Below are 13036 nucleotides of genomic sequence, written 5' to 3'. Positions count from 1 at the left end.
CGCAGTTTAGTCGTTTAAATGAGCATTTTTCAACGCGGAAATAAGCTTAAATGGCGACGACCTGAGTAATTACATAAATTTTAACTGACACTAACCCTCAATGAAGCGGCAATAGCAAAAGGCGCCAAGGTGATTGCAGCAACTAACATCGCACCTAAAAGTGCTAATAAGCCTAAATATGATTGACCAAAAGCTGCCGCATCAATCGCCATCGTTGAAAAAATCAAAATCGGGATGCTCAAAGGTAGCATGATTAAGCTTAATAAGATCCCGCCTTTACGTAAACCAACAGTTAAAGCGACACCAATCGCGCCCAATAAGCTCAAAATCGGTGTTCCGATTAAAAGTGTTAAAAATAACGCAAAATAAGTATTCATATCAAGTGATAAAAATGTCGCTAACAGTGGTGATACCAATAAAATAGGCAAGCCAGTAAGTAACCAGTGAGCAAATACCTTGGCACAGGCCAACCAAGCAAGCGGATATGGAGTAAGCATTAACTGCTCAAGCGTGCCATCGATAAAATCATCTTTAAACAAGCGCTCAAAAGATAAAAGAGCGGCCAATAAAGCTGCCACCCAAATAATACCCGGGGCAATGCGTTTTAATAATGCAGGATCGGTTCCGATACCTAAAGGAAAAAGCGTTACGACTATCATAAAGAACCAGATTGGATTTAAGATATCACTTTGGCGACGAAAAGCGCCTTTCAATTCTTTACTGACAACCTGAGCAAAAGCATTAAACATATAAATCACCAGTTGCTTTGGTCAACCTTATTTTCGAATGCAAGCTTGAATCGATACTTAAATCTTGATGTGTGGTCAGCAGAACAATGCCGCCATTTTGAGCGTGTTTAATAAAAAGCTCCTCTAAAACGGCGACACCTGATTTATCGATGGCGGTAAAGGGCTCATCAAGTATCCATAATGGACAATCATTGAGCCATAATCGAGCCAATGCAACACGCCGCTGTTGCCCTGCCGAAAGTTGCGAGGTGGTAATATCTTCATAACCTGCTAGTCCAACTTTAGCTAAAACATCCCATAAATTAACCTCTGAATGAGTTGTATGCATTTGTTGAAAAAACTGCAGGTTTTCTAATGCGGTTAATTCTGGTTTGATACCAGTTTTATGACCGAGATATAAAAGTTGCTGATAAAAGGATTCTCGATCGGAAGATATAACTTGCCCCTGCCAAAAAATCTCTCCGGCATAAGCTGTCGATAATCCAACAAGCAAACGAAAAAGAGATGTTTTACCTACCCCATTGGGTCCTTCAACTTGGACTATCTCACCAGAATTAACTGTAAAGCTTAGATCTTTAAATAAGATTCGTTCCTCGCGGACGCAAGTTAGTTTTTTGCAGTGAAGCATGAATACAACCTAACAGTTAAAATGGAACAATCGCCTAGAATTAAGAGAATTTATGTGTGCTTTGGATCCTAGCACAGATAATAATGCTAAGTCATAAAGTTCAATCGTTAATATGAGCAAGCGTTTATTCTATAAAACCAGCCAATAAAACAAACGCTTACACTTATATTTAGTAAGGAATTAAACATGAAGTAAGATTGGGAATAAAACTATTTTTTATGCAGGTTAAGCAGTAATTCAGCTTCAGCTCTTGGTAGCTCACATTCATTCATTAACTCTTCAATCGACGCCCCTAACTCAACCATTTTAGTCGCTCGAGTATAAAGTCTATTCTCAGGTGCTTGCGCAACAAGATTTAACTGATTTTCCTGCGTTTTTTTTACAACTGCATCTAACTGCTGAATTTTTTTTCCCATCCCAACACTGCCGGAGTGGATTTCGCCAAATTGTTTTTTAAACGATTCATTGCTCGCAAGCAATGATTTAACAAGCAGCTGCAACGCATCAGTTTTCTTCGTCAGTTTATTTATTAACAAGTAACTAATAATAAAAAAAACAAAGGCTAACACTAAGGCTAGCCAAGGGATATATTGTGAATACATTTATGACTCTATTTATAAAAGACTTAATTCATCCCACTCTTCATCACTGAGTAACTTATTTAAATCAACTAAAATAAGTAAACCATCACCTCGGTTGGTAACGCCTTGAATAAACTGAGAGCTTTCCTCAGTGCCGACATGCGGTGCGTCTTCTATTTCTGATTTTTTCAAGTAAACAACTTCAGCGACACTATCAACTAAAATACCAATGACCTGTTTTTCAGCTTCAATAATAACAATGCGGCTATTATCGGTAATTTCAGCTGGCATTAAACCAAATCGAGAGCGAGTATCAATAACGGTTACAACATTACCACGTAAATTGATAATCCCTAATACATAATCAGGTGCGCCGGGTACCGCTGCAATTTCACTGTAACGTAAAATCTCTTGAACCTGCATTACATTAATACCGTAAGTTTCATTTTCTAATTGAAAAGTAACTCGTTGGAATACTTCATCATCTGAAGAGTTATCTGATTTATTGCCTTCTCTATTCATAATATTCTCTGTTCAATTTGGTGAGTTAATGAGTTTATCTTAGTTGTTAATTTTAATTTTTCCAGTGCTTAATGGCCATGAATATTCATTCCGCTATTCAACAGCTTAACTAATTCTTCAGCATGGATCAAAGCGCACATTTTTTCTTTAACCATGCCAGCGAGCCATGGCCTTTTACCTTGTACTTTCCGCCATTTTATTTGTTCAGTTGTTAACGTTTCAGTGCCCAGAAGTTTTTCACAAGAAAGCCCCCACTCTGTTGCGCCAAGTAAAATATAATGGGTGTAATTTAACGATTCAGAAGACGCGCCTGTGTTTATCCATTTGGCAGTATCAACAATATTATAAAGTGATTCACCCTTCGCCATAACACCTGAAAACCAATCAGGCTTACCGAGTAGTGAATTAAGTGATGAGTCTAAATGATGAATGCCGCCTAAATCAGTTAATGGCACCGCAAAAGTTAACCCCGCCAACTCAAAAAACAACACCTGAAATTCATTGCCAACGTCTAAGTTTTTCCATACATCCTGTTTTTGCGTAGCAACTGCTTCCGTTTCTGATAATTGGGGTGCTGCAGCAACATCAATCGCTTCTTCTTGTTCAGAAAAAACAAGCGTTTCAGGTAAAATAGAGACAGCTGGTTGTAAACTTTCTAATTGCTCTTGGACATCATCGACGAGTGTTTCAGTAACAGTATCTTCAGGTAATTGTTCGCTTAACATGGAAGTAAAATAACTTTCAATTGCTTGGTCATTATGATTTTTCATTTAGTACGGCTCAATTTGTAACAGGTAATTAAGTAATGTTTCATAAGCAAATGTGCCTCGACAATGTCGTGAATAAATAGAAACGGGTAAATGATCTAAACTTGCGTCTCTAAACTTTGTATCGACAGGGATTACACCATTCCAAACTTTATTTGCATAGCTATTTTTTAATGCGTCAAGCGTATTTAATGATGCGCGAGTTCGTTTATCATACATTGTAGGAATAATACAATAATCAAAATTTCCAACGCGAGGCTTTTGCATGATTTCGAGCGTTTTTATCATCCGTTCTAATCCTTTGGATGCTAAATACTCGGTTTGTACTGGTACCAATATTCTTTCACAAGCAGCTAAAGCATTGACCATCATCACCCCTAATACAGGTGGACAGTCAATTAAAACAAAATCGAAATCATCTTCTACTAATGTTAGCTGCTTTTTCATAAATAGCCCCATACCTTCTTTGTCACCCAACACGCGATCTAACGTTGCCAGTGCCATTGAGGCTGGTATTAATGAAATATTAGTGATTTCAGTCGGTAAAATAACTTGCGCTAACTCAGCTTTAGTTTGTGCAGGTTCCACAAATAGATCATACAAACTAACAGGAAGCTGATCGGAATCATATTGCAGGTAACTGGTTAGTGATGACTGCGGATCGGTATCAATCAATAAAACCCGAAAACCACGCTCAGCAAGCAAACCAGCCAATGAAATAACTGTTGTTGTTTTACCTACGCCTCCTTTTTGATTTGCCACTGTCCAAACTAACAACTTTATTCCTGCCTTGTAGTAATAATTAATCGATTATTCGGTAAATGCAGTTCATGCATCTCTTCACTATCTGGCTTTGCTAAAGCTGATGGTTGAGGACTGTTTTTTTTGTTTTTATCTAATGTATTTTTTATCTCATTAGCGAGTGCACTCTCTACTAAAGCATACTTAGAGATAGCAATAACAACACGTCTGCTCTTTAAATTGTCTACATCGCCATTTTGGTCGATAACAGGGTAATATTCACCATAGGCTTCCACTACCATTCTCTGCCCGGCAATACCAAACTTATTTAGCAAATGTAAAACACTAAACGCTCTTGCACCAGAAAGTTCCCAATTAGAACGGTAAATTTCATTAGAGATTGTTTTTTGATCAGTATAACCACGTATTCTTAGCATATTATTTACAGGCTTTAATACGCCCGCTAATTTAGCAATTTGCTCTGTAGCAGAAATTAAGAGGGTATGGCTTCCGCCCGCAAACAGTAACTTCCCGCCCATTTCAATCGTCAACCAGTCACCATCGAGATCTAACTTAACCAAATCATTATCTAACTCAGATAAGAATAACGCTTCTAGTTCGAGTTTTAATTGACTCAGCTCCCAACCTGCCTTTAATGTATCAACATCTGAAAGTTCATCGTTTGCTTGGTTAATCATTCCTTCAGAGAGCATTGCAGGCCCGGCATCCTCGATTATACTATTGCTATCTTTGCTTAATATACCTTCTCGATAAGAGCTGAAAACCGATTGATTAAGTAGTTTGCTGGCATTTTGAATACTTAACATTACCTCTTTATATTTTTCTTCCTTACTCGATGAGACCGCATATAACACAACAAAAACAGCGAACATTAAAGTCATAAAATCGGCAAAGGAAACTGTCCAGCGGTTAAGATCATTGCCAGAGTGCATTTGCAGGCGGGAGCGTGGCCTAACACGCATTAATAAGATGCTCTATCAATATAACCGCTTAACCGGCGATCAAGTAACAACCCATTATCACCATGAGCAATGGCAATCAGGCCGATTAAGGTCATCTCTTTATACAGAGCCACATATTGATAATATAATCGGATTTTATTCGCTACGGGTAAATAAATAAAATTAGCGAAACCAACACCGTAAATAGTCGCTACAAATGCAACAGCAATACCTTCACCTAATTTATCGGGTTGATCTAAATAGCCCATCGCCTGAATCAAGCCTAAAACGGCACCAATAATACCAATTGTAGGGCTGTATCCGCCCATTGATTCAAAAATCTGTGCACTGCGTTCATGATGCTCACTAGCCAAGTCTATATCTTGTTGTAAGATATCCTGCAACGCTAATTGATCACAACCATCAACTAACATTGCCAACCCTTTTTGAGTAAAGGGATCAAGTTCGTCATCACTTTCTTTCTCTAAACTTAATAACCCGTGTTGTCGTGATTTATATGACCAATCTTGAATTTTTCTGGACTGTTCACTAAGTGAAAGGGGTGGGCTAGTAAATATTTGCGGGATAAGAGTTAATGCATGCAGGAACTGCTTACTCGAAGTTTGTACTAAAACAGCTCCAAATGTCCCGCCAAATACGATTAAAAAAGCGGGTAAATCAAACAAGCCTTTTATTGACGAACCATGATAACTTTGTGCAAATAACAAACTCGATATAATAATAAAAAAGCCTAAAAAACCAAGCTTATTCATGTTTCAGTTCTACTTTAATACGCTTAGCAACTTGATCTAATGCTAACGATTCTGTCGCAATACCCGCTTTAACAACCGCTTGAGGCATACCGTAAACCACACAACTTGCCTCATCTTGCGCCCATATAACCGAGCCTTTCTCTTTTAACATGCGCGCGCCATCCCGACCATCAGCCCCCATACCAGTTAAAACAACAGCAAGCACTTTATTAGCATAAAGTTTTGATAATGACGCAAAGGTAATATCAACACTTGGTTTGTAATTGAGTTTTTCGCTTCCTTCATGAATACGAATTTTGCCATGCCCAGCTCGGCCATCTACTAACATCTGTTTGCCACCTGGCGCTAAGTATGCGCAACCTGGCTGTAATACATCCCCGTCACTTGCTTCTTTTACTTTAATTTTACAAATACCATTTAAACGGTCAGCAAACGCTTTAGTAAACGTACCAGGCATGTGCTGAATCAGTAATATCGGCAATTTAAAGTTAGCAGGCAACGCTGACAAAACAGTCTGCAGAGCAACAGGACCACCCGTTGATGTGCCTATTGCTAAGATATCATATGACTTACCAGAAGCTTTGAAATGTTTCTTGGTTGCGGCTAACGGGGCACCATTGCTCATAACTTTGTTAGCAACAGGTTTGGTTACAGGTGTAGTAACTCTTGCATCACTGCTTCTGTTTAATTTTTTTAAAGCAGATAATGCAGGGCTAGCTTGGGCTCTGGTAGGAGCTGTTTCTGCTTTTACTGGCGCAGTTGTTGTCAAAACGCGAGGTACCCGGCGATTTGCTATCGCTTTAATTCGCTGTTGCAATAACGAGATTGCTTCCTCTTTATCACGGGCAATATCTTCAAATTTTTTCGGTAAAAAATCAGCGGCACCTGCTTCTAGCGCATCTAATGTCGCACTTGCACCCTGATGGGTTAGCGAAGAAAACATCAGAATAGGCACTGGATTAGTTGCCATTATCTTTTTCACCGCAGTAATGCCATCCATAACCGGCATTTCAATATCCATGGTGACAACATCAGGTTTAAATTTAGCAACCATTTCTACGGCTTCTAAGCCATTATTCGCTGTTGCAATCACTTCTAACGCAGGTGATTTGTTAATGATTTCACTTACTCGACGACGAAAAAAACTTGAATCATCAACAACTAATACTTTTACCGCCATGCAAAATCCTATTTTATTATTATGCGTAATGTTTCAATAAGCTTGGTAAATCAAGAATCAGAGCAATACCACCATCACTGGTGATTGTAGCCCCAGCCATACCAGGCGTACCAGATAACAGTTTATCTAACGCTTTGATAACCACTTCTTCCTGACCAAGTAAAGCATCGACAACAAAAGCAATCTGCTGAACGCCTAACTGTACAATCACAACATGCCCCACGCCTTTACTTTTTTCAATTGGTTCAGCATTTGGCGCTAACCAGTCACGAAGATAAAAGAGTGGAATTGCACGTTCACGTATCACAATGGTCAGCTGACCGTTAACAACATTTGTTTTAGCTAAGTCTAAATGGAAAATTTCATTTACATTGGTCAAAGGTAATGCAAAGGTTTGCTGCGCAACCACAATCATTAACGTTGGTAGAATTGCCAGCGTTAGCGGTACTTTAATCTCTAATCGAGTACCTTTACCGATTGCAGAGTCAATTGAGATCGAGCCATTTAATTTGGTGATCCCTGTTTTGACCACATCCATTCCAACACCGCGACCAGAAATATCAGAAATTTCAACTTTAGTTGAAAAGCCAGGGGCAAAGATAAGCGAGTACGCTTCTTTGTCTGACATACGCTCAGCGCCATCTTTATCTAAGATGCCTTTGTCCATTGCAATCTGTTTTAATTTATTGGCATCCATACCAGCACCATCATCTTCGATGACCAGAAGAATATGGTCACCTTCCTGTGACGCTGACAGTAAAACACGACCTTGTTTCTCTTTTCCCGACTGCATACGGATGTTTGGCATTTCAATACCATGATCAACCGAATTTCGCACTAAATGCACAAGAGGATCTGCTAGCGCTTCTACCAAGTTTTTATCTAAATCAGTTTCTTCACCGACCAGTTCAAGGCGAATATCTTTACCTAAGGAGCGAGCTAAATCACGTACAACACGTGGGAATTTACCAAATACTTTTTTGATTGGCTGCATCCGCGTTTTCATTACAGAGCCCTGCAAATCACCAGTTACAATATCAAGATTAGCAACGGCGCGCGAGATTTCTTCATCTTCCGAGGTCGCTTCAAGGCTTACCAAACGGTTACGCACTAATACTAATTCACCGACCATATTCATTATTTCATCAAGAATAGCGGTATCAACACGTACTGTAGGCTCAGCTTTAGCTACAGCTGCTTTTTTCGCAACTGGAGCTTTAGAGGCAGGAGCAGGAGCAGGTGTAGAGACGGGTGCTGCTACAGGTTGTGGTTTCACTTCAGGTGGTGGCGGAGTTTTTAGCGCAGGTCTATCTTCAGTACCAGTCTGGATACTTTTGCCTGCACCATGTAATTCGTCAAGTAATGATTCAAATTCATCATCTGTTATTTCATCACTGCCGTTAGCTACAACCGCAGTTTCTGCAGCAGAAACCGGAGTGCCTCCATGAGCCCCTTTACCGTGCAACTCATCAAGTAATGATTCAAACTCATCATCATTAATATCATTACCTGCACTGACAGTTTCTGTTTCAACTTCACCAGCCGGTACCATTGAGTGCTTACCTACACCATGTAATTCATCCAGTAATGATTCAAATTCATCTTCACTGATATCCGCATTTTCGGGTGTTGCGGCAGGAGCAGTTACTGTAGAACCAGATTTCCCATGCAATTCATCTAATAATGCGTCAAATTCAGCTTCGGTAATATCATCAACGCTACTTTCAGACTCATTGGCAGTTTCTACAGTCTCAGATTCAACAACAGGCTCTGCTACGGGTTCTACTGCAGCTTCTGCTGCTGGAACGTTAATCTCATCAATTTCATCTTCCGATGCCGGTTTACTTAATTTATGTAGCTGCTTAAGAATTTCGGCAGGTGCGGCATTAACGGCATCTCCTGACTTTACTGCTTCAAACTGTTCGTTAATAACATCTAATGCAGCTAAAATAGTATCCATAAGTGCAGCATCAACACTGCGATTATTTTGACGCAAACAGTCAAATACATTTTCAGCACCGTGACAAGTTTCAACCAATTCAGTTAAAGATAAAAATCCAGCCCCACCTTTTACAGTATGGAAACCACGGAAAATGGCATTGAGTAATTCAGTGTCATTTGGATTATTTTCCAAATCAACCAGCTGCTCTGATAATAATTCTATAATTTCTCCTGCTTCAACTAAAAAGTCTTGCAGGATCTCTTCATCTACTTCAAATGTCATTTCCCGTTTCCTTAAAATCCTAAACTAGAAAGCAAATCATCAACATCATCCTGCCCATTTACAACATCATCACGCTGTTCTGCGTTGATAATTGGACCTTCTGCTTCAATATCTTTCTTGCTGTTATTTTCATACTCGTCAATATCTGACTCGTTTTCACCCACGTGACATACGGTCAAAATCCCAACAAGTTTTAATTCGATTTCTTGCACTAATTCGATAACACGTCGAATCATTTGCCCTGTTAAATCTTGAAAATCCTGTGCCATTAAAATATCAGTAAGGGAAGTTCTTAAAGTTAATGCACTATTTGTTGAATCTTTAATCATAGCGTCAACTTGATGGCAGAGAATCTTAAAGTCACCAAGCGCTAATTCTCTTTTCATTAACCCTTGCCAATTCGGCATCACCGCCTCAAGACTGTCAATAAGTTTATCGGCAATGGGCAAGCAAGTATCAACTGCATCCATGGTTTTATTAGCAGCTTTATCTGTCATTTCAATTACATAATTTAGGCGATCTTTGGCATCGGGAATATCCTGTCCTGCCATATCAAGTAATCGAGTATCATTTTGAAAGCTCAATAATGCATCATGTAATTCACGTGTTAATTCACCAACTTTATCAAAAACAACATCTTCATTTACAGTTGCTATACTGGCACTCTCTACAATTTCATTTGCGGCACTTATATCTTGCGCTTCTAAATGAGCGACTAGTGCTTTTGCTTGTGAGAGTGAGAGTAACGGCATTAATTCATTTGCCATTCTCAACTCCTTTTAACCTAATCGTTCAAAAACTTTATCTAGCTTTTCTTTTAATGTGCCCGCAGTAAAGGGTTTTACAATATAACCATTTACACCAGCTTGAGCAGCTTCAATAATCTGTTCACGTTTTGCTTCAGCTGTTACCATCAAAACAGGTAAATGTTTTAATTTAGGATCTTTGCGGATCTCTTTTAAAAGATCAATGCCCTGCATAATTGGCATATTCCAGTCTGTTACCACAAACTCAAAATCACCCTCTTTAAGCATTGGCAAAGCAGTATTACCATCATCGGCTTCAAACGTGTTTGTAAAACCAAGATCTCGTAACAAATTCTTGATTATTCTTCTCATTGTTGAAAAATCATCAACAATCAAAACTTTCATTTTTCTATCCAAAACATTCCCCTAAGTAAAAACTTATCTTTCAATTTATTTACTTAAAATAAATATAAGTAAATATAAATAAAATACACAATAATAACCTTCGATTTCTAAGCTTCTTGGTGCAACTGTGACTCATCTCTTATCAAACCACCAATATTGCTTAGAATCTATGCTGCTTGCGCTTTCGCCTTTAAGCGATGCAGTGCCTGACTATGAATTTGACTAACTCTAGACTCACTGACATCAAGCACCAAACCAATCTCTTTTAAATTTAATTCTTCATCATAATATAATGACAGTACCAATGCCTCACGCTCCGGTAACTGTTTAATCATCGCTACCAGTTTACTTGAAAACTCATTTTCACTCACTTCGTTAAAAGTGCTGTCATTATTTTCAGATACTCCAGTCAGCCCCTCTTCTGAACCGGCCAGATCTTCATACGCCACTAGTTTTGCGCAATTTACATCACGTAACATTTGTTGGTATTCAAGCAATGAAACGTTTAGCTGCTTTGCAACTTCTGCCTCTTTAGCATCTCGTCCGGTGCGTTTTTCCACATCTGCAATTGCACTGGCAATATTACGACTATTTTTATGTACAGAACGAGGCACCCAGTCGCCTCTGCGCATCTCATCTAACATTGCACCACGTATACGGATCCCGGCAAATGTTTCAAAACTGGCACCTTTACTACCGTCAAAGTTTCTTGCTGCTTCTAATAAACCAATCATGCCAGATTGCACCAGATCATCCACAAGCACGCTTGCAGGCAGTCTAGCCATTAGATGGTAGGCTATTTTTTTCACTAATTCAGCGTGACGCTCAATTAAATCAGAAGTATTGTTGTAATAGCCTTGCGCTTTTATCACTTATAGAAGCTCTCTCATTTCATCAACATTATTAAGCAACAATTTCTCAATAAAGAATTCAAGGTGTCCGCCAGGTTGATGTGGAATAGGCCAATCACAGGCCCGATTTGCCAACGCTTTGAATGCAAGAGAAGCCGGCGTTTTCGGGAACGCCTGCACAACAACCTTTTGTTTGCGAACGGCTTGACGCACATTACCATCAAATGGAATACATGCAACCAGCTCTAATGAGGCATCTAAAAAGCGATCGGTTACACGTGTAAGTTTAGTAAACAAGTCTTGCCCTTCACGGAGACTACGCACCATATTGGCGACAATTTTAAAACGGTAAACACCGTTTTGTTTACTTAATATTTTAATCAACGCATAGGCATCGGTAATTGATGTAGGCTCATCACAAACAACCATTACCACATCTTGCGCAGCTTGTGCAAAACTAACAACCATATTAGAGATGCCTGCAGCAGTATCAATTAATAACATGTCAATCGGTGTTTGCAAGGAGCTAAATGCTTGAATCAAGCCGGCATGTTCTACATCAGTTAACTCAACCATAGACTGAGTACCAGAGGTTGCAGGAACAATCATCACTCCTTCAGGGCCAGTCACAATCACCTCATCTAAAGTGCATTCACCAGATAAAACATGAGACAGGTTTTTGGTCACACGAATACCTAATAATACATCGACATTTGCAAGTCCTAAATCGGCGTCAAGCACTAAAACACGCTTGCCTCTTTGTGCAAGCGAAACTGCCATATTCAAAGTAACGTTAGTTTTACCAACACCACCTTTACCACCTGTGATAGCAACTACTTTCACTTGGTTGTTTTTCATTCTTCTTAAGCCGCTTGCTTGATCTGAAATCATTATATTACTCATTATCTTAAATTGTTAATTCAATATACCCAATAAAGCTTATTCGTTATCAAAGCTACTAAACCATTGGTGTTGCTGTTGTTCAAATAACTGATTCATCATATCTAATGTGCCACTGATTAAATTTTCAGTTTTGGCTATTTCGATATCTTCAGGCACTCTCTGCCCGGTTGTCACATAGCTAATTGGTAATGCATGCTGCATGGTAACGCTAAGCACTTCCCCTAAACCAATACTTTCATCTACTTTGGTTAATATGCAGCCAGAAAGTGCAATACGTTTAAAGTGTTCGAGCGCTTCTTCAATAACTCTGCGTTGCGCTGTAGAGGAGATCACCAAATAGCTGCGAATATTAACTCGGCTATTACGCATTAGTGTATCTAATTGCTCTGAGAGCCTGACATCGCGCTGCCCCATACCAGCAGTATCAATAAGCACCAGACGTTTTTCTCTAAACTGATATAAAATCTCCGAAAGTTCATCTGCATCTTTTGCTACACGGACGCTGCAGCCCATAATTTTACCATAAGTTGCTAACTGTTCATGTGCGCCAATACGATAAGTATCCGTTGTAATGAGTGCAACTTGATCTGCACCATATTTCATCGCAAATTGCGCGGCAAGTTTAGCAATAGTCGTCGTTTTACCAACCCCAGTAGGACCTAACAGAGCAATAGCCCCGCCTTGAGCTAAAATTTCATTTTTGCCAATACAAATCTTATCTTGTAATAATGCCTGAATATAATCCTGAATTTCAGTAGCTGAAGCGTCTTCTGGGATATAACTCGCAAGTTGATCTGCTATATCGTTGGAAAAACCAGCACTGCTTAACCATTTGATAACCATTGCTCTAATCGGCTCTTTACGCTCCATCTCCTGCCACATCAAACCTGAGACCTGGTGCTCTAGTAATTTACGCAAAGAAGCGACTTCTGCACCGATTTTAGCAATCTCTTTATTATCATGAGTACGGCTGACAGGCGCACTTTTACGTGATGGTGCAGTGC

The 13036-nt window shown here is 39.3% G+C and carries 15 protein-coding genes; all 15 read right to left on the bottom strand.

The window, feature by feature from the left end:
- Window positions 1-80: 80 nt before the first annotated feature.
- A complete protein-coding gene (ccmB, locus tag AC4GME_RS09555; RefSeq protein WP_490375486.1) occupies window positions 81-749 on the bottom strand; it encodes a heme exporter protein CcmB in 669 nt (222 codons plus the stop codon).
- The gene (ccmA, locus tag AC4GME_RS09550) at window positions 742-1377 is read right to left on the bottom strand and encodes a cytochrome c biogenesis heme-transporting ATPase CcmA (RefSeq protein WP_490375487.1); all 636 of its coding nucleotides are present in this window, start codon (window positions 1375-1377) and stop codon (window positions 742-744) included. Before ccmA ends, ccmB begins: the two co-directional genes overlap by 8 nt.
- 209 nt (window positions 1378-1586) lie before the next feature.
- Window positions 1587-1979, bottom strand: a complete 393-nt coding sequence (locus tag AC4GME_RS09545; RefSeq protein WP_490375488.1) for a DUF2802 domain-containing protein — start codon at window positions 1977-1979, stop codon at window positions 1587-1589.
- A gap of 12 nt (window positions 1980-1991) precedes the next feature.
- Window positions 1992-2480 (bottom strand): chemotaxis protein CheW, encoded by a 489-nt coding sequence (locus AC4GME_RS09540; protein WP_490375489.1) that lies wholly within the window; start codon window positions 2478-2480, stop codon window positions 1992-1994.
- Window positions 2481-2548: 68 nt separating this feature from the next.
- The gene (locus AC4GME_RS09535) at window positions 2549-3250 is read right to left on the bottom strand and encodes a chemotaxis protein CheW (protein WP_490375490.1); all 702 of its coding nucleotides are present in this window, start codon (window positions 3248-3250) and stop codon (window positions 2549-2551) included.
- Complete coding sequence (locus AC4GME_RS09530; protein WP_490375491.1) at window positions 3251-4024, bottom strand: ParA family protein; 774 nt, start codon at window positions 4022-4024, stop codon at window positions 3251-3253. It abuts the gene before it with no gap.
- Window positions 4025-4026: 2 nt separating this feature from the next.
- Window positions 4027-4971, bottom strand: coding sequence for a flagellar motor protein MotB (locus AC4GME_RS09525; protein WP_490379290.1), 945 nt, complete (start codon window positions 4969-4971; stop codon window positions 4027-4029).
- Window positions 4971-5723 (bottom strand): flagellar motor protein, encoded by a 753-nt coding sequence (locus AC4GME_RS09520; protein WP_490375493.1) that lies wholly within the window; start codon window positions 5721-5723, stop codon window positions 4971-4973. Before AC4GME_RS09520 ends, AC4GME_RS09525 begins: the two co-directional genes overlap by 1 nt.
- Window positions 5716-6903, bottom strand: coding sequence for a protein-glutamate methylesterase/protein-glutamine glutaminase (locus AC4GME_RS09515; protein WP_490375494.1), 1188 nt, complete (start codon window positions 6901-6903; stop codon window positions 5716-5718). The genes AC4GME_RS09520 and AC4GME_RS09515 overlap by 8 nt, the downstream gene beginning before the upstream one ends.
- A gap of 19 nt (window positions 6904-6922) precedes the next feature.
- The gene (locus AC4GME_RS09510) at window positions 6923-9127 is read right to left on the bottom strand and encodes a chemotaxis protein CheA (RefSeq protein WP_490375495.1); all 2205 of its coding nucleotides are present in this window, start codon (window positions 9125-9127) and stop codon (window positions 6923-6925) included.
- Between the two features lie 11 nt (window positions 9128-9138).
- Window positions 9139-9894: a protein phosphatase CheZ gene (locus tag AC4GME_RS09505; RefSeq protein ID WP_490375496.1), complete on the bottom strand. Its 756-nt coding sequence runs from the start codon at window positions 9892-9894 to the stop codon at window positions 9139-9141.
- Between the two features lie 12 nt (window positions 9895-9906).
- Window positions 9907-10290 carry a chemotaxis response regulator CheY gene (gene cheY / locus AC4GME_RS09500; RefSeq protein ID WP_490375497.1) on the bottom strand — a complete coding sequence of 128 codons (384 nt, stop codon included), beginning with the start codon at window positions 10288-10290 and terminating at the stop codon, window positions 9907-9909.
- A 155-nt stretch (window positions 10291-10445) separates the two neighbouring features.
- Window positions 10446-11150, bottom strand: a complete 705-nt coding sequence (locus AC4GME_RS09495; RefSeq protein WP_490375498.1) for an RNA polymerase sigma factor FliA — start codon at window positions 11148-11150, stop codon at window positions 10446-10448.
- A complete protein-coding gene (locus AC4GME_RS09490; RefSeq protein WP_490375499.1) occupies window positions 11151-12020 on the bottom strand; it encodes a MinD/ParA family protein in 870 nt (289 codons plus the stop codon).
- A gap of 48 nt (window positions 12021-12068) precedes the next feature.
- On the bottom strand, window positions 12069-13036 hold a 968-nt coding region (flhF, locus tag AC4GME_RS09485; protein WP_490379289.1), incomplete at its 5' end, for a flagellar biosynthesis GTPase FlhF.

The organism is Psychromonas sp., from assembly GCF_983033635.1.
The sequence above is the reverse complement of the archived record's forward strand: the minus strand, read 5'-3'. Positions and strand labels throughout refer to the sequence as shown.